We start from the raw sequence: 17,734 nt of genomic DNA on the forward strand, positions 1-17,734 counted from the left end.
TGACCCAGGTCAAGTGCGGCGACCTGCACACGTAAAAAGGCCCCGGTGCGCGCCAACGCATCGGGGCCGGGGAACCGGGCTGCGCCGGATCAGCGGTCGTCGCCGAGGCGGATGCGTGCCTGGGCCGACTGGCCGTCGGAGGTCTGCGCCACGATCCGCACTTCCACCACACCCACGCCCGCGGGCGGCAGGCCCTGCAGCCGGCCGGACTGCGCGTCGATGCGCAGCCAGCCGGGTAGCGGACGTCCGTCGGCCAGCGTGGCGCGGTAGGTCACCTGCACTCCGGCCGGCGGGCTGAAGAGCCGGTCGACCGCGATGCCTTGGGCGAGGTCGAAGGGCGGCACCTGCAGCACCGGCTGCAGCACCACCAGCCGCGCGGCCGAGGCCGCGGCGGGCTGCGGCGCCGCACCGCCGGCAACGCCGGGCGCCACCGCAGCGGGCGCGGCGGCCGGGCCGGTCACCGCGGCATCCCCAATGGCGGGGGCCGGCGGCGCCGCGACGCCACCGCCCAGCACCGTCAGGGAACCGGCGGGCCCCATGCCCGAGCTGCCGGCGGCCGGCAGCGGCGCGTTCAGCACCGGCTGAGTGACGGTCGCATGGGCCAGCGCAGCCGCGGGCGTCTCGTTCACCTGCACCTGCAGGTTCTCGGACTTGACGGCCGGCGACGGCTTGACCGTCAGCACACCGTCCACCAGCGTGAGCGCGTAGTTCTGAGCGGTGGCGCCGTGGACCTGGATGGCATAGCTGCCCGGCGGCGTGCCGGCACCGGTGGGTGCGCTGAGGCTGGCGTTCTGCACGACCGCCGCCGTGTCCTGGTAGCGCAGCTGGCTGGCGTCGAGCGACCAGGTGAGCACCGGGTCCTGTTCGCCCGCGGTCTTGGTCTTGTCGTCCGCCGTGACGGTCAGGGGGGCCTGGGTCACGGTCAGCACGCCGTCGCGCACGCTGACCTGGTAGTTGCTCGCCGTCGCGGCGCCGCTGATGGCATGGGTGCCCGCCGTCGCCTGCGCACCCTGTGCGGTCGAGACGCTCACGAGCTGGACGACGCCCGAGCCGTCACCGTACTTCAGTTGGCTGGCATCGACGCTCCAGGTCGCGGCGGGATCCGCGGCGCCGTAGACCTTGGTCTGCGGGTTGAAGGTGAGCGTCAGCGGCGCCTTGTCCACGGCGAGCGTGGCCGGCACGAACTGGGTGATGCGGTAGTTCGCGTCCACGCTCAGCGTGCCCAGCGTGATCGCGTGGCTGCCGGCGGTCGCCTGGGCGCCGGTGTCGGCGGCCAGCTGGCCCGCGAAGCTGCCGGCCACCGAGTCGCCGGCCACCAGCCCCTGGCCGCCGACGCGGTAGGTCAGCGTGGGGTCGGCGTCGCCGTAGACCTTGTGCTGGTCGTCGGCCGTCACGGTGAGGCCGCGCGGCGTGATGGCGGCGCTCGACTGGGACTGCACCGTGACGGCGTAGTTGCCCAGGTCCACGCCGCCGAGGGAGGCGAGCACGGCCACCACCTTGCCCACGCCGGCGTTCTTGTCGGCGAAGCTGCCGCTGGCACTGTCGACGCGCACCTGATCGCCCGCGACCAGGCCCTGCCACTGCACGCCCTGTGCGCTGACTTGCGCGGCCAGCGTGCCGTCGTAGACCTTGTCCTGCGCCTGCAGGCCGGTGACCGTGAGGGCCCGCGGCGTGATGTCGGCCGTGAGGCCCGTGGGCTGGCTGACGGCATAGTTGCCTGCCGCGGCACCGGCCAGCGTGTCAGTGACGGTAACCGCCTTGCCGGTACCGACGTTTTTGTCGGCGAACAGCCCGGACTGGACGAGGGTGACGGCGTCGCCGCCGACCAGGCCGACGATGCTGCCGCCGGTGACGGTCGCCAGCGTCGTGCCGTCGTAGACCTTGCCCCTGGCGACACTGCCGCTGATGGTGACCGTGCGCGCGCTCACGGCGGCGCTCAGGCCGGTGGGCTGGCTGACGCTGTAGTTGCCGGCATCAGCACCGGTGAGCGCATCGGCGGCGATCACGGCCTTGGAAGCCCCGGCATTGCGGTCGGCAAAGTCGCCGGCCTGGACCAGCGTGACGGCATCGCCGCCCAGCACGCCCACCAGGCTGCCGCCCACGAGGGTCGCCGACGTGGTGCCGTCGTAGACCTTGTCGGCCACGGCGGTGCCCGTGACGGTGACGGTGCGGGGCGTCACGGTGCCCGTCAGCGCGGCGGGCTGGACGAGGCTGTAGTTGCCGGCGTCGCTGCCGCCGAGCGTATCGGCCGCGGTCACGGCCTTGGCCGTGCCGGCGTTCTTGTCGGCGAAATGGCCCGTCTCGGTCAGCGTGACCGTGTCGCCATCGACCACGCCGACGAGGCTGCCGCCGCCCAGCGTCGCGGCAGCGGTACCGTCGTAGACCTTGCTCGCCACCGTCGTGCCCGTCACGGTCAGGGCCTTGGCAGTGATGTCGGCCGCCAGGCTGGTCGGCTGGGTCAGCGCGTAGTTGCCGGCGTCGGTGCCGCTCAGGCTGTCCGCCGCCGTGACGGCCTTGGCCGTGCCCACGTTCTTGTCGGCGAAATGGCCGGCCTGGGTCAGCGTGACCGTGTCGCCATTGACGACGCCGGAGAGGCTGCCGCCACTCAGCGCCGCCGCGATACCGCCGTCGTAGACCTTGCTGGCCACCGTCGTGCCGATGACCGTGATGGCCTTGGGCGTGATGGCCGCCGCCAGGCTGGTCGGCTGGGTCAGCGCGTAGTTGCCGGCGTCGGTGCCGCCCAGGCTGTCTGCCGCCGTGACGGCCTTGGCCGTGCCCACGTTCTTGTCGGCGAAATGGCCGGCCTGGGTCAGCGTGACCGTGTCGCCATTGACCACGCCCTGCAGGCTGCCGCCCGTCAGCGTGGCCGCGGTGCCGCCGTCGTAGACCTTGTCGGCCACCGTCGTGCCGGTCACGGTCAAGGCCTTGGGCGTGATGTCAGCCGCGAGGCCGGTCGGTTGCGTCACCGTGTAGTTGCCGGCGTCGCCGCCGCCGAGCGTGTCGGCCGCGGTCACGGCCTTGGCCGTGCCGGCGTTCTTGTCGGCGAAATGGCCCGTCTCGGTCAGCGTGACCGTGTCGCCATTGATCAAGCCCTGCAGGCTGCCGCCCGTCAGCGTGGCCGCGGTGCCGCCGTCGTAGACCTTGTTCGCCACCGTCGTACCCGTCACGGTCAGGGCCTTGGCGGTGATGTCGGCCGCCAGGCTGGTCGGCTGGGTCAGCGCGTAGTTGCCGGCGTCGGTGCCGCCCAGGCTGTCTGCCGCCGTGACGGCCTTGGCCGTGCCCACGTTCTTGTCGGCGAAATGGCCGGCCTGGGTCAGCGTGACCGTGTCGCCATTGACGACGCCGGAGAGGCTGCCGCCACTCAGCGCCGCCACGATGCCACCGTCGTAGACCTTGTTCGCCACGGTCGTGCCGGTCACGGTCAGCGCCTTGGGCGTGATGGTGGCCGCCTGGGTGCCGAAGCTCAGTGTGTAGTCGCCGGCCTGGGCGCCGGTCAGCGTCAACCCGCCGAACTGCACGAGCGAGGCCAAGGCGACCTGGCTGCTGTCGTAGGTCGCCGTGGCGCTGCCCGTGAGCGAGACGGTGTCGCCGCTGTAGGGCTTGCCGTCGGCCGTGCTGCCCGCGCCGCCTGCCTCGCTCGCCAGCAGGGTGCCGCTGCCGATGACGGTGGCGGCGGTGCCGCGGTCGTAGACCTTGCTGGCCGCGACGCTCAGCCCGCCGACCGTCAGCGCCTTGGGCGTGATGTCGGCCTGCACGGAGCCTGCGCTGATGGTGTAGTTGCCGGCGTCCGCGCCGCCGAGGGTGAGGCCGGAGAGCGTCACCGACTTGGCCGTGCCGACGTGGCGGTCGGCGAAGGCGCCGCTGCCCGTGCCGGAGATGGAGATGACGTCACCGTTGAGTGCCTTGCCGTCGCCGCTGGTGCTGCCGCCGGAGGCGATGGAGGCCGACCCGGTCACCTGCGCTGTGGTCGTTCCGTCGTAGACCTTGCTGGCGGCGCTCAGGCCACTCACGTTGATGGCCTTGGGGTTGACGACGAAATTGCTGCTGCCCGTCGTGACGCTGATCTGATAACCCAGCGACGACGCGAACGTGCCCTGCCCCGTGAGGTTGACCGCGTAGGTGCCCACCGGGATGAAGCCCGCGCCCGAGGGCGTGTAGCTGCCCGTGGTGACGCTGAGGCTGCCCGTCGTGGCCGACGCCAGGGTGTCGCCGTCGATGAAGCCCGTGACGGCGACGCCTGGCACGCTGCCCGGGTCGCCGTAGGTGATGGTCGCACCGGCGCCGACGCTGACGCTCAGCGTCGGCGCGGTGCTGTAGAGGAACCAGCTGCCGCTACCCGCGTAGCCCGGCGTGCTGCCGGCGCTGTAGGCCTGCGCGTAGTGCTTGCCGTAGCCGGTCATCCCTTCGGTGGTGCCGGACGGCGTGGCCGCGTAGACGAGGTAGCGGCCCGTGCCCACGCTCAGGCCGGTGTCGACGGCGTTGTTGTTGACGAAGTTGCGGCCGGCGGCCAGCACGAGGTCGCCGCTGTTGGTGCTGACGGGCTTGTCCAGCGTCAGGTCGGCCGTCGCGCCGACGGTGCGGATCACGGCGCCGGTATTCACCTGCAGGCCGCTGCCGCCGGAAACGCCCACGGTCAGGCTGCCGCTGGTCTTGAGGTCCAGGCTGCCGGCCTGGCCGGTCAACGTGCCGATGGTGTTGGTGCCGTTGCTCAGGGCGATGCTGCCGTCGCTGTCGAGGTTGACGCGGTTGGCGTTGAGCGTCGAGCCGCTGGCCTGGGTGATGGAGCCGCCCGAAGGCGCCCGCAGCGACAGCGAGCCGGCCGAGGTGGCCACCAGCGACGAGGTCGCCGCCAGGTTGATGTTGCCGCCCCAGCTCGTCAGCTCCAGGCCGTGGTCGGCGTCGGCGCCGGACTTGAGTGCGCCGGTCAGGTTGATGCCGCCGCTGCCCGTCTCGAAGACCACGCCGAGATCGAGGGCGCCGCCGCCGCGCTGCATGGAGGCCTGCGTGAAGTCGACGTTGCCGACGGTCGTCAGGCCCGCCTGGCCGCCGCCACCGAAGATCAGGCCGCCGAAGCCGCTGGTGTGCTGGATGAGCTGGCCCATCTCGCCGGCCGTCATCGCAAAGCCGGTGCTGGTGCTGCCGCCGAAGGTGACGGCCAGGCTGTCGAGGGAGGCGCTCGCCCACATGACGGCCCAGGGCGCGCCGACGAGCTGGGTGTCAGTGCCCACCACCAGGCCGCCACCAAGGGCGCTGGTGCCGCGGGCCCGCAGCGTCAGGTATTCGGTGGCGCTGTTGCCGACGACGGCGCCCGGCTGGAAGCGCACGCCCTGGCCGCGGTTGCTGGCGTCGACGCCGGCGTTGCTGGCCAGCACCTGGGTGGCGTCCACCGAGGCCAGGCGCAGGGTGCCCGCGTCGTTGTAGGTCTTGCTGCTGCTCTCGGCGATGGTGAACTCGGCATTGCCCGCGCCGGTGGAGACGGTGGTGCCGGCCTTCTGCGTGATGATGGCCGTGCAGACGCTGCAGTCGGCATCGACGACGCCGGTGCTGAGGTTGGCGTGCGCGGCGAAGTTGCCGCCGTCGGTGCCGATGTTGGCGCGCAGGTGGATGGAGCGGCCCGCCTCCAGCGTCAGGCTGCCGCCGGCGCCACCGGCCGAGGCGATGACGTCGCGCAGCACGGTGATGTCGTTGTTGGCCTGCAGCGTGACGCTGGTGCCCGCGTTGAGCAGCGCCGTCAGCGCGGCCGGCGTGATGACGACGTCGGCGCCGGTGTTGGCCGCGAAGCCCAGGGTGCCGCTGCTCAGCCCTGCGCTCGTCAGGCCGGCGGCATTGCCGGCGAAGAGGCTGCCCGCCCAGTTGGCGTTGCCACCGCTGCCGTTGACCTGGTCGACCGTCGTGGGCGCGGCGGCGCTGTCGGCCAGCAGGGTCAGGCCGTAGGCATGGCTCGCGTTGTTGCCGGAACTGGCGTTGGGCGCCGCCCAGACCAGCGGCCGCCACGCGACCTGCTCGGCGCTGGTGACGGCGGCGGGCAGCACGGTGGCGCGCACGTCGCTCGTGAAGCTCCAGCCGTCGAAACCGGTGGTGGCCAGGCCGTCGGCGGCGGAGAAGGCGCCGATCAGGCTGTTGCGCCAGCTCACCGGGCCGGCCGCGCCATGCGCGCCGGAGAACAGCGTGATGGCGCCCGCGCCCGCGACGCCGCAGAAGGCGTAGTGGCTGAGCAGCAGCAGGTCGCCGGTCTCGACAAGGCTGCCACTGACGTTGCGCTTGAGCGCAATGCTCTGGCCGCCGACGGCGTCGCCCGCGCTGCTGCCGGTGAGACTGTTGGCGTCGGACACGGCGGCGCCGACCGCCGACTCGCCGTAGGCGTGGCCATTGCTGCCGTCCACCCACGTCACGGCTCCTGCGCCGGCGGCCGGTGTGGCGCCGCCGTTGCCGTAGGTGCTGGTCCAGTCCACCGAACGCACCATGTAGTGGGTGGCGCCGCCGCTGCGCAGCACGACGACGCCGGAGTCGATCTGCGCGCCGAAGGTGTAGGGGTCGTAGCTCGAGAGGCTGCGGCCGACGTGGTCGCCCGCCGTGGCGCCGACCAGGCTGTTGGCGGCCGACACGGTGCCGGCGATGCCGCCCGTGGCCGCGAAGGTGACGGCGCCGACGCCGTTCGTCGCGCCGTTGCTCCACCAGGGGCTGGCCACCACGTAGCGGCCGGCGTCCAGCGCCGTCACGCCCGGGGTGATGTAGTGCTGGCCCGAGCTGGGGTCGACCCAGGCGGAGTAGCCGACGGCGTCGCCCGCCTGCGTGCCCACGAGGCTGTTGGTGGCGCTGATGCTGCCGCCCGCCGCGCCGGTGCGCAGCTGGCCGTTGGCGCCGTTGAGCCAGGTGACGGCGCCGAGCGACGAGGGCGCGGCGGTCTTGCTCCATGGCGTGCTCTGCTGCCACAGCGGCGAGCCGATGACCGCGTTGCCGTCGGCCAGCACCGTAGCGCCGCCGTCGCCGACACGGTCGCCGGCGTTGTCGGAGCTGCGGTCCACCCAGTCGGCAGTCAGCACATGGCCGCGCACGATCTTGTAGACGGCGTTGGGCACGGTGAAGCCGACGCTGCCGGAGCCCGTGTCGCCGACCAGGCTGTTGGCGCTGCCCACGGTGCCGGTGACGCCGGCGGTGCCGCTGCCCCAGGTGACCGCGCCGCGCTCGTCCCACCACTGCGGATTGAGCAGCACGAAGTTGCCGTTGCCGAGTTCGGTGAAGCCGTCCACCGGCAGCCGGAAGCCCAGCACGTCGCCCGCATGGCTGCCCACCAGGCTGTTGGCCGCGGACAGCGTGCCGCCGCTGCCGCCGCCGGCCAGCGCGCCCGTGGCGCCGTTGATCCAGGAGATGGCGCCCGCCTGCGCGGCGCCGGTGTCGTTCCAGCCGGGGCTGGCCACCAGCACGTTGCCGTTGGCGAGCTGCTGGACGATGGGATAGCCGTTGTAGAGGAAGTTGGTGGTCAGGTAGCCGTAGGACTCGTCCAGCGAGGCGTTGTGCGCGGGCGCGACGCTGTAGCTCTTGCCCATGGTGATGTTGGCGCCTGCGCCGAAGGCCGCGTCCGTCTTCACGACGCTGGCGGTGGCGAAGGAATACGGGCCGACCGGCAGGAAGTTCACCGTCGTGTGGGTGTTGCCGCCGACCGTCGTCTCGCTCACCACCGGCACCACCCAGTTGGTGCTCGGCAGGGTGCCCAGCCGGTCGCCGGTGGCGGTGATGGCGCTCTGGTTGGCGTCGCTGTAGGTGTCGGGCGTGCTGCCCACGAGGCTGTTGGCCGACGACACGGTGCCGGCGCGGTTGCCGCTGCCCACCCAGGTGATCGCGCCGCGGCCGCCGTTCCAGTAGGGGCTGATGGCCACGTAGTTGCCGTTGGCCAGGGCCTGGCCGACGAGGCCGACGTGATCGCCCGTGGTGGTGAGCCGGTAGGTCGTGTCGGTGAAGCTCAGGCCGCCGCGCGTGGCGACGCTGCTGCTCGTCGAGACCACGTCGGCCGTGCTGCCGACCAGGCTGTTGGACGATGACACCGCGCCCGCCAGGCCCGTGCCGCCGCTGCCCCAGGTGACGGCGCCCTTGCCGCCGTCCCAGCCTGGGCTGCGCACGAGGAAGTCGCCATTGGCCAGCAGGTCCACGGTGGCGCTGAGCACGGCATTCCAGGCGCCGGTCACCTGCGACAGGTTGCTGCCGTCGCTGGTGTAATTGGTGGCGCGCTGGTCGGCGTAGTGAAGGCTGCCGACGTAGTCGCCGGCGTGGCTGCCCACCAAGCTGTTGGCGGACGAAACCGCGCCGCCCGCGGCGCTCTGGCCGGTGGCGTAGCCGGTGCCGCCGTCGAGCCAGGTGACGGCACCGTAGGACACCGTGCTCGTGTCGCTGCTGCGGTTGCCCCATTGCGGGCTCAGCACGATGGCGTTGGGCCTCAGGCCGTCGCCGCCCGTCGTGCCCACGGCAATGGCGCCGCCCGAGCCGACGCGGCTGCTGGCGGTCGTGCCGTAGAGGCTGTTGCTGGCGGACAGCGCGCCGCTGATGCCGGCCGTGCCCGAGCCCCAGGTGGCCGCGCCGCCATCGACCGCGCCGACGTCGGCATTGGGCGAAAGCACGACGTAGTGGCTGCCGGAGAGCTCGAGGACACCGCCCGAGCCCACGCCGTCACCGGCGCTCGCCCCCACGAGCGCATTGCTGGCGCTCACCGCCCCGGCGAGGCCCGTGCCGCCCGCCGCGAAGGCGACGGCGCCCAGGCCGCTGTTCCAGTCGGTATCGACGACGAGGTAGTTGCCGTTCTTCAGCAGCTTCACGCCGGTGCCGGACGCCGTGGCCCGCGTGCTGAGCGTGTCGCTGCCGTTGTAGATGCGCGTCGACGTGGGCAGGCTGCTGCCGTTGGAGAGGCTGCCGAGCAGGTCGCCCACGCCGCCGATGAGGCTGTTGCTGCTGCCCACCGCGCCGCCCGTGGCGCCCAGGCCGAAGATGTTGCCGTTCGTGGCGTTCACCCACGTGACGGCGCCGTTCGGGCTGTTCTGGAGGAAGTGCCCCGCGGTGCCATTGGCGCCGTCCGCCCAGTAGGGGCTGGCCACCACGTAGCCCTGGCCGGCACCCACCGGCTGCACGCCGCCGCTGGAGACGAAGTCGTAGCTGTGGCTGCCCACCAGGCTGTTGCCGCTGGAGACGGCGCCGACGCTGCCGCCGGCCGCGCCGAAGGTGGCCGCGCCGGTGTAGACGCTCGCGCCATCGGTGAACTGCGGGCTGGCGACGACGTAGGCGCCGCCAGACAGGGCCGTCAGCGTGTTGCCCACCGCATCGCCCCCCGCGCCCGGAGGCGCCGTGCGCAGGTTGGCGTTGCCGCTGTCCTTGTTCACCAGGGGCAGCGAGGCGTTCAGGCCGATGACGTAGACCGACTTGCTGTTGCTGTCGGTGTCGACCGGCGCCAGGCTGCGGATGCCGGTGCTGCCGACCAGGGCCGTGCCGGACGAGACCGCCCCGCCGGCCGCGGCATTGGCCAGCGCGCCGGTGCTGCCGTTCATCCACGCGACCGCGCCGCGGCCGTTGAACCAGTTGGGCGCGGCGATGGCCACGTTGCCATCGGTCAGCTCGACGATGCGGGTCGTGCCCTCGACGGCCACGCTGCCCCAGGCGTCGTAGGTGGTGACGTTGCCCAGCCGGTCGTTGGCCGTGATGGTCACGCTGGCGCCGTTGGTCACTGTCAGGCCGGAATAGCCGTGCGAGGTGACGCTGTCGGTGTTGGCGGTGCTGCCCACCAGGCTGTTGCCGCTGCCGATGGAGGCGCTGCCGCTGCCCGCCGCGCTCTGCCAGGTGATGGCGCCGGCCGAGGCCGTGCTGCCGGACTGGATGGCGTAGGCGCTGGCCCCGGCCGAGCTGTAGGGGTCGCCCGTGGCCAGGCTGAAGGTGTTGACGCCGCTGATCGTGCCGTACTTGGGGCTGAGCACCAGGTAGTTGCCGTTGGCCAGCACCTGCACGCCACCGCTGCCCGCCTGGTCGCCGGCATTGCTGCCACGCAGGTTGGACAGCAAAGCGCCCGTCTGGCTGTTGAACAGGTAGACCGCACCGGTGGAGGTGGTAGCCCCGGTGCTGGCGTTGGGCGCGGAGATGATGACGTTGCCGTTGCCCAGCACCTGGGTGAAGGTGCCGAAGCCGTTGGTGGCGGACGGCGTCGGGTCGGCCAGGTCCAGGCTGGCCAGCGAGCTGCCGGCGTTGTCGATGATGATGTTGCGCGGGTCCAGCAGCAGCCGGCCGGCGCGGCCGTCGTGGCTGGCGAGATCGGCCCGGCCCTGGAACACCAGGTCCTGCTTGCCTGACACCTCGGCCTGGCCGCCTGCACCGGCCAGCGCACCGCCGTGGGCGCTCACGGCCCCGGCGAACTGCGTGCTGGCGTCGGACCACACCACCACCTGGCCACCGTCGCCGCGCATGCCGGTCGCGTCGGCGCGCAGCACGGTGGAGGCGTTCACGCCCACCGTGGTGGCGTTGCCGAGGTCGGCATCGGCACCATGGAAGCCCCCGCCCACGCGCAGACGGCCGCCCTGGGCGCCGCTCGCATCGAGCATGGCCGCGCGCAATTGCACGCTGGAGGCGGTCAGGTCGATGCTGCCGCCCTGCCCCGCGCCCGATTGGGCACTGAAGCGGCCGGAGCTGTAGATCGTCGAAGCGCTGCCCGCGCCGGTGCTGCCCGTCACCGCGATGCGCCCGCCCTGCGCGGCGCCGTCGGCCGTGATGGCGGCCTGGGCCGTCTGCACGAGGGTCTCGGCCTGCAACTGCACCGCGCCGCCGACACCCCGCGTGGACGAGACGTCCAGGCTGCCGGACTGGCCCACGTAGTCGCCCTGCACCTGGATGCGACCGCCCTCGCGCGCTGCGATGCTGCCGGCGAGTTCGACGTTGCCGCCATCGATCTGCACGCGGCCCGCCTGGGCCGAGATGCTGCCCGTGTTGCTCACCAGGCGCACCACGCCGTCCTGCTCCAGCATCTGCGTGGCGCTGCTGCCGCCGGCCACCGCCTGCTGCTGCAGCTGGCGCGCCGCACCGGCCGCGAGGATGACCTGCCCGCCGTCGGCCACGAGGGCCTGGCGGTTCTCGATCAACGTCCTGAGCGTGCCCGCCTCGACCTTGATGCCCAGCAGTTGGGCACCATCGAAGTGGAGGGTGACGGCGTCGCCGCCGGCCAGGGCCACCGTGCCGAGGCGGGCGCTGACGACGCCCTCGTTGCGCACCTCGGGCGCCAGCAGGGCGGCATAGCCCCCCGCCGCGGCCGAGAGGCTGCCCTGGTTGACCACGGCGCCGGCCGTGGCACCCCGCGTGAAGCGCATGCGACCGGCCATGAAGTCGTCGTCAGCGAGGCTGAGGGTGGAGGCCACCAGGCCGCCCACGTCCACCTGGGCGCCCTGGCCGAAGACGATGCCGTTGGGGTTGACCAGCACCACCTGGCCGTTGGACGAGAGCTTGCCGAAGATCTGCGAGACGTCGCTGCCGACGACGCGGTTCAGCGCCACCGAGCCCGCGCCGGGCTGGTTGATGCGGACCTGCGCCTGCGCACCGATGTCGAAGCTCTGCCAGTTGATGGCGGCCCGGTTGCTGCTCTGGTTCACGTCCAGCCGCGCGCCGCTCTGGGTCCACTGCGCCTGGCCCTGCGTCACCACGCCGCCCTGGGGCAGGGCATTGGCAGCCGGAGGCGCCTGCTGGGCGAAGGCCGACAGGGCCGCACCGGCCAGCACCGCGCCGACCACGGCCTTGGAGGAGCCCGAGCGGCCCTTCCCGCGTCCGCTCACATGTTCGGCCACGGCCACGAACGCGCCCAGCGCGTCGTTCCACACCAGCCTGAACGCACGATTCATCGCACCGGGTCCACGAGCCTTCATCTCACACCTCTGAATTCGTCTGCTTCAATGGGACGCCATGCCGTGACCGGCCGGCTCAGAACCACTTGGACACGGACAGCAGCGCCCGCGTCTCCTTGCGGGTGCCGTCGGCGTCGGCCAGCGTCACGGGGTTGCGCGCCGGGTTGCTGCCGTGGCGGTGGGCCAGGGCGGCGCGCACCTGCACGGCGCCGGGCCCGTCCCAGCTCAGCTCCGCGCCGGAGCCCCGCAGGTGCAGCCAGTTGGGCTGCAGGGTCGCCAGGTTGGGCTTCTCGTCGCGCCAGCCCGCCGCCTCGTCATGGAAGACGGCCACGGCCCAGCGGTCGGCGAGCTTGTATTTCCATTCCAGGGTCAGCAGCGCCCCCGTGTCCACGCTCGGCTCGGAGACGCTGTAGGCCCGCACGGCATAGGGGCCGGAGAGCTGGAATTTCTCGGCCGGGTCGAGGTTCTTGCTGGCGACCTGGCCAGAGGCCGAGACCGTGAGGGTCTGGCGTTCATCCAGGCGCTGCATGCGCGTCAGCGTGGCGCCGATGCGGGCGAAGCGGCCGTTGCGAGCGGGGCCGTTGGCGAGCTGGTCGCTGGCCAGGTCGGCCGCGTTGGCGCCCAGGTCGAGCCGGCCCGCCGCGAGCTGGCCCGAAACGATCCACACGCCGCCGCCGCCCCAGTCGTCCAGCCGGTCCAGGTTGAGTCCCAGCGTCCCCAGGTCGATGTGCTTACGGCTGAGCTCGATGCCGGCCACGCGGTTGGCGAAGCTCTTGTGCTCCAGCGTCGCCTGCAGGCTGAGGTTGCGCTCGGCGCTGCGCCGAACCGGATAGTTCAACGTGCTGCCCACGGTGCTCGCGTTGCCGGCGTAGCGCACGGCGTTGAGGTCGTAGCCATAGTGCAGGCCCGAGACCTGCAGCGAGACCCGCAGGCCGTCGCGGCCCAGCGGCAGCGAGACGGCGCCCCGCGCGTACTTCGAGCCCTGGCTGGCGAAGGTGCCCAGGGTCCACTGGTCGCCCTGGGCCAGTGGGCCGTTCAGGGCCAGGTTGACGGCGGCGCGCGCCCGCCCGGTCGCCCGCGCTCCGGTGTTGTCCAGCAATGCGCTGCCGCTGAGGAGGGGAGCGTCCGTCACGGCCAGGACGATGCGGCTGTCGCCGTCCCGCTCGCCGGGCTCCAGCACCGAAGCGACATGCTGGCCGGGGACCTCGTTGAGCAGGGTCACGGCGCGCTGCACATCGTCCGTGCGCAGCGCCTCGCCCTCGCGCTGGCGGGCGAGCATGAACTCGCGCAGTTGGGCCTCGGGCAGGGCGCGCGGGGCACCGCGGTTGTCGATGCGCAGGCCCGACAGCCGTCCCTCGGCCACGCGGATGACCACCACGCCGTCACGGATCTCCTGCTCCGGCAGCCAGGCCCGCGCCAGGTAGCCGCTGCGCCGGTAGGCCTCGACGAGGGCGTCGGCCGCGCGCTGCAGCGAAGCCAGGTCGGACTTGTGGCCGACCCAGGGCTGGAGCACCGCCTGGAGCGTGTCCGCATCCAGCAGCCGGGCACCCTGCACGTCGAAGCGCTTCACGACGACCGCCACGCCTGCGGCGGGGCGGGACGGAGCGGGCGGCGGGGGCGCGGGGAGATCGGGACGCCGGGCGCGGCTGGTGGCCTTCTCGGCCTCGCGCAGCAGGTCTTCACCCGATGGTGGCGTTTGCGCCTGGGCCAGCGAGGCCAGGGTCAGCAGCAGCCCCGCGGTGGCCAGCGGTTTCAGACTCGGGGGGGCTTGCATCATCGGCGTCTCCACGGAAGGAATCGGGTCGACGACTCGCCGCCGTCCCGGCAAGAGTGCTGCGCGATGGATGGGCCGGCGTTGGCCCGACGTGAGGCTTCTTTGCCTGGACGGGCCGCTTGCTCGCAGTCGGCGGGCCGGCCGTCGTTCAGTGCAGCCATTCTTCCCGAGAGGGCCGCCAGCCAACCCGGAGGAAAGTGCACTTTTTGACGCTTACTGCGGCGTTATGACGGCATGAGGCCACGAAGCAACGCCGGACGTCAGGCCCGCGGGGCGACGCCCAAGCTCAGGGGCAGAATGCCGAGGTCTGACCGACCGTGCCTGCGCACTCTTGAACAGCGGGGAATACGACGATGGCATCCGCTCCTGACGCCCGCGAGCGCCCGCTCGAGAAAGCTGACGCCGCGTCTGCACTGCAGCCGGCGAACCGGCGCGGCGGCTCGCGACGGGCGGTGTTGGGTTCGATCCTGGCCGTGGCGCTGGCCGCGGCCTGGTATGGGTCCACGCGGTCGAGCCCGGCCTCCGAACCCGCGGAGAAGGCCGCCGCGCCCCAGACCGCCAGCGTGCAAGGCATGCAGCCCGCCCGGGCGCTCGAGCCCGCGTCGGCCGCAGCCGAAGCCGCCTCTCAGGCCAGCCCTGTGCAGGAGGCGGCACCCCTCGCCCGGCCGGCGAGCCTCGAACGCGCTCAGGCCGACAAGGCGCCCATTCCCGGCGGAGCACCTTTGCCGGAACGCCGGCAACAGGCCATGCCCGGCCCGAAGCCGGAGAGCCTGCCCGAGCTGACCGTGGCGCCGCCGCCGCCGTCGTCGGCCGCGCCGGCACCGGCCCTTCCGGAGCGCGTCGCGGCGCCCCTGCCGGGCCGCCCGTCGTCGCAGCCGGAACTCAGGTGATCCCGGCGGACGCCTGCGGCAGCGGCGTCACGCCGGCAAGGCGGCTCAGGGAGCGACGTCCACCAGATAGCCGGTCAGCGTCAGCCGCGCATTCGCTCCGGTGATGCCGCCGAACCCGGCGCCCAGGCCCAATTCCACGATGGGCACTTCACCCGCCTCGTAGATCACGTCGACCGCCTGCGTCGTGGAGGCGACCGGGCCGTAATAGGCGGCGTTCATCGGCGGCATCATGGTCAGGTAGACGGCGTTGACGCCGCTCATGTCGTTGCGGTGCAGCGCGAGGAGGTGCGACCCTGACGAGGTGTTGGAGCGGACATAGGCGGCGATCTCGGTCACGCGCAGCCGCTTGCCGGCCGGCACTGTGGGATAGGTGGCCGAGCACTGGTTGCTGAAGGTGCACGAGGGAACCATCGTGCCGCCATAAGGCACGCGCGCCGGCTCGTCGACGCTGCGGACCAGGGCCGGCCGGGTCTGCGCCAGCGCCGCGCTCGCAGCGCCCAGGCAGGCCAGGGAAACCAGCAAGGGCACCGCGAGCCTGCTGCAGATTGACGGACTCGACGCTTGGGGACTTTGACGCATTGCGCTCTCCGGTTGGTGTTGTGCCGAGCAGGCGCCCGCTGCACTGGGGCTATGCGGGCCCGACGCCTCTGCCGCGGTCATTCTTCGGGCAAACGGAAATCCGGGCGCCCTACACCGGCAGCATGGGAGTCCCTGCATCCACGGGGAGGTTCGCGCTTGCAAATGCCGCGTTATCTGCTTGTCGGTCCCCATCCCCTGATGTACGGGGGGCGCGCGCACCACCCCTTGGCTATCCTGCGGACGCTCATGGCGGCATGTCGCAACCGCAGGAGACCCTCATGTTGAAGTCCTTCGCCCGTGCCACGGTGATGGCCGTGATGCTCGTCGGCGGCCTGGCCCAGGCCGCCGTCCAGACGCTGTCCGGCCGCCTGGACGACGCCGCCAACACGGCGCTCATCGGGTCCTTCGGCGCGCCGCCGGTCTTCACGGCCGACCCGCTGGACAGCATGGAAAACGTCGCGCTGTACGCCTTCAATCTTGCGGCGAACCAGGCGGTCAGGTTCCAGAGCCTCGGCTACGCGGCCGGCGGCATCGACCCCTACGTCTCGCTCTTCTCGGGTACGGGCGACCCCGCCACCTTCGTGCGCTCCTTCGCGGGTGCGGCGGTGGGCGACTTCGACGAGACCGTGATGCTGCTGGCCGGCGACTACACCGTCGCCATCGGCCTGTACATGAACATGTCCTTCGCCGAGAACTACGGCAGCGGCACGCTGGGCGACGGCTTCACCGGCCTGGGCGGCAGCGACTTCGGCGACGGGTCCTACCGGCTGCTGCTGACGACCTCGGACGTGGGGCGCTTGCCGGAACCGGGGAGCCTGGGGCTGCTGCTCGTCGCGCTGGCGGGCGCGGTGCTGGCCCATCAAGGTTCACGGCTCCCGCAGCACTGACAGAGCGCCCGTCGCGTCGGCGACGCGCAGGTCCGGCACGACGGCATGAGCGCGAGGCCCGGCCTCGGTCCGCGTCTGACCTCGTCCGCGAATCCAGCCTCAGCCTTCGGCCTGGGCGGCCGCCAGGCACACCCGGTTGCGCCCGCCTCGCTTGGCCTCGTACAGCGCGGCGTCAGCCCTGGCGAGGAGTTCAGGCAGTGAGTACGCCGGTGCCGCCGCCAGGCCGATGCTGATCGTCACCGACAGCTTCGTCCCGCCAGGGCTCTCGACCGTCATCCGCTCCACCTGGCCGCGCAGTCGCTCGCTGATCTCCTGGCCCTCGGCCAGCCCGGCGCCTGGCAACAGCAGAACGAACTCCTCGCCACCATGACGCACGAGGACGTCGCCGCCCCGGATGCAGCGACTCGCCTGGCTCGCGAGCGCCACGAGGACGGCGTCGCCCGCCGCATGCCCATGACGATCATTGACCTGCTTGAAGTGATCGACATCGAACATCACCAGCGTCAGGGCCTGCGCCCCCTCGCTGAGGGCGCTCAGCAACTCCGAGGCCCGCCGTTCCAGGTGGCGCCGGTTGCCGATGCCGGTGAGGGAATCACGCTCGGCATCGGCCTGCAGCTGCGCGGCCCTGGCCTGCTGTTCGCGGGCATCACGGCGCGCCCGGTCGGCCTCCTGCCGTGCCCTCAGCTCCTCGCTGCGGGTCACCAGCAGCTCGGACTGGATGCGCATCTGCGTGGTCAGGAGGCGGCGCTCTATCTGCTGGGCCGCGACGAGATGGTCGTTGGCCACCTTGTAGCGTCGCATGGCGCTGGCGGCCCGCGCCGCCACGTCATGCAGGCGCGACAGCGTCGCTGCAGCCGTACCGTCGCCCGCCTCGGCCAACAGGCCGACGGCGAGCCGAAACGCCCGGGAGGCGTCGCCGCGGTGGAGCCAGGCATCGGCCAGCAGCATCCGGGCGTACTGCCCATAGGTTGACAGCCCCTGGCGCTCGGCGATCGCCAACGCCTGCTCGAGCAACCGGCAGGCCTGGTCGTACCGGCCGGCTCCGATCAGGACCTCGGCGAGGTTGGTCTGAAGCACGGCCTGGTACAGCGCGTTGCCCAGCCGTCCCGCGATGAGCATGCCCTTCTCTCCGGCAACCCGTCCGCGCTCCAGCACCGAGAGGCGCTCCTCCGGGGCGTCGGAGTCGTGCAACAGGCGGGCCACCTGCGCGCAGACGGCGCACAGCGCGTTGCACGCGGACGCCACCACGACGTCCGGCCCCCGCTCGCCATGCGCCTCGAGCGCCCGCGACAGCAGGCGCTCCGCCTGCCACATGTCGCCAAGCCGCTCGAAGCAGACGGCCAGCGCGATCGCCGCATTGAGCGGAGTCGCGGCGTCCTCTGCGGCGGCGGCCCGCTGCATCAACGATTGCGCGGCATCGATGGCCACGTCGAACTGGCCGAGTTCACACGCCGCCAGGGCCGTCAACCGCAAGGCTTCGGCGACCAGCGCCGACTCGGCGCCGGCCGGCGGGCTGGCCAGGACGGCCTGCGCCTGGGCCAGCGCCTGCGCATGGCGGCCGAGGTGGAACAGGTGCCGCGCCAACCACACGCCAGCCTGGAGCGTCTCCCGCGTCAAACCCAGGCGCCGGCTCCAGGCCTCGGCCTCGCGCGCAGCCTGCTCGGCCTGCGCAGGCTCCAGGTTCGACGCCGGGTCTGCGCGGCGCATCAGCTCCTGCTGGCGCAACGCGTCGTCCGGGGCGTGCAT

General features: G+C 72.3%; 6 protein-coding genes. 2 read left to right on the top strand and 4 right to left on the bottom strand.

Translation table 11 applies throughout. The features are described from left to right. Positions 1-89 precede the first annotated feature (89 nt). Both LXT12_RS11445 and LXT12_RS11450 read right to left on the bottom strand, forming a co-directional pair. Positions 90-11,855, bottom strand: coding sequence for a YDG domain-containing protein (locus LXT12_RS11445; protein WP_233392128.1), 11,766 nt, complete (start codon positions 11,853-11,855; stop codon positions 90-92). A 79-nt stretch (positions 11,856-11,934) separates the two neighbouring features. Further along, entirely contained in the window at positions 11,935-13,635 is a 1,701-nt protein-coding gene (locus tag LXT12_RS11450) for a ShlB/FhaC/HecB family hemolysin secretion/activation protein (protein WP_233392130.1), read from the bottom strand. A 452-nt stretch (positions 13,636-14,087) separates the two neighbouring features. Between LXT12_RS11450 and LXT12_RS11455 the strand changes: the two genes are divergently transcribed. Continuing rightward, positions 14,088-14,522: a hypothetical protein gene (locus LXT12_RS11455; protein WP_233392131.1), complete on the top strand. Its 435-nt coding sequence runs from the start codon at positions 14,088-14,090 to the stop codon at positions 14,520-14,522. A gap of 45 nt (positions 14,523-14,567) precedes the next feature. Here the strand turns inward: LXT12_RS11455 and LXT12_RS11460 are convergent, their stop codons facing one another. Then, a complete protein-coding gene (locus LXT12_RS11460; protein ID WP_233392133.1) occupies positions 14,568-15,044 on the bottom strand; it encodes a hypothetical protein in 477 nt (158 codons plus the stop codon). Between the two features lie 335 nt (positions 15,045-15,379). Here LXT12_RS11460 and LXT12_RS11465 point away from each other — a divergent pair, with 335 nt between their 5' ends. Further along, positions 15,380-15,988: a DVUA0089 family protein gene (locus LXT12_RS11465; RefSeq protein ID WP_233392135.1), complete on the top strand. Its 609-nt coding sequence runs from the start codon at positions 15,380-15,382 to the stop codon at positions 15,986-15,988. 99 nt (positions 15,989-16,087) lie between these two features. On the opposite strand, the gene LXT12_RS11470 is transcribed toward LXT12_RS11465, so the two are convergent. Beyond that, positions 16,088-17,734 (bottom strand): GGDEF domain-containing protein, encoded by a 1,647-nt coding sequence (locus LXT12_RS11470; protein WP_233392563.1) that lies wholly within the window; start codon positions 17,732-17,734, stop codon positions 16,088-16,090.

The sequence above is a fragment of the Pelomonas caseinilytica genome (genome assembly GCF_021353235.1).
GTDB classification, from domain to species: domain Bacteria; phylum Pseudomonadota; class Gammaproteobacteria; order Burkholderiales; family Burkholderiaceae_C; genus Pelomonas; species Pelomonas caseinilytica.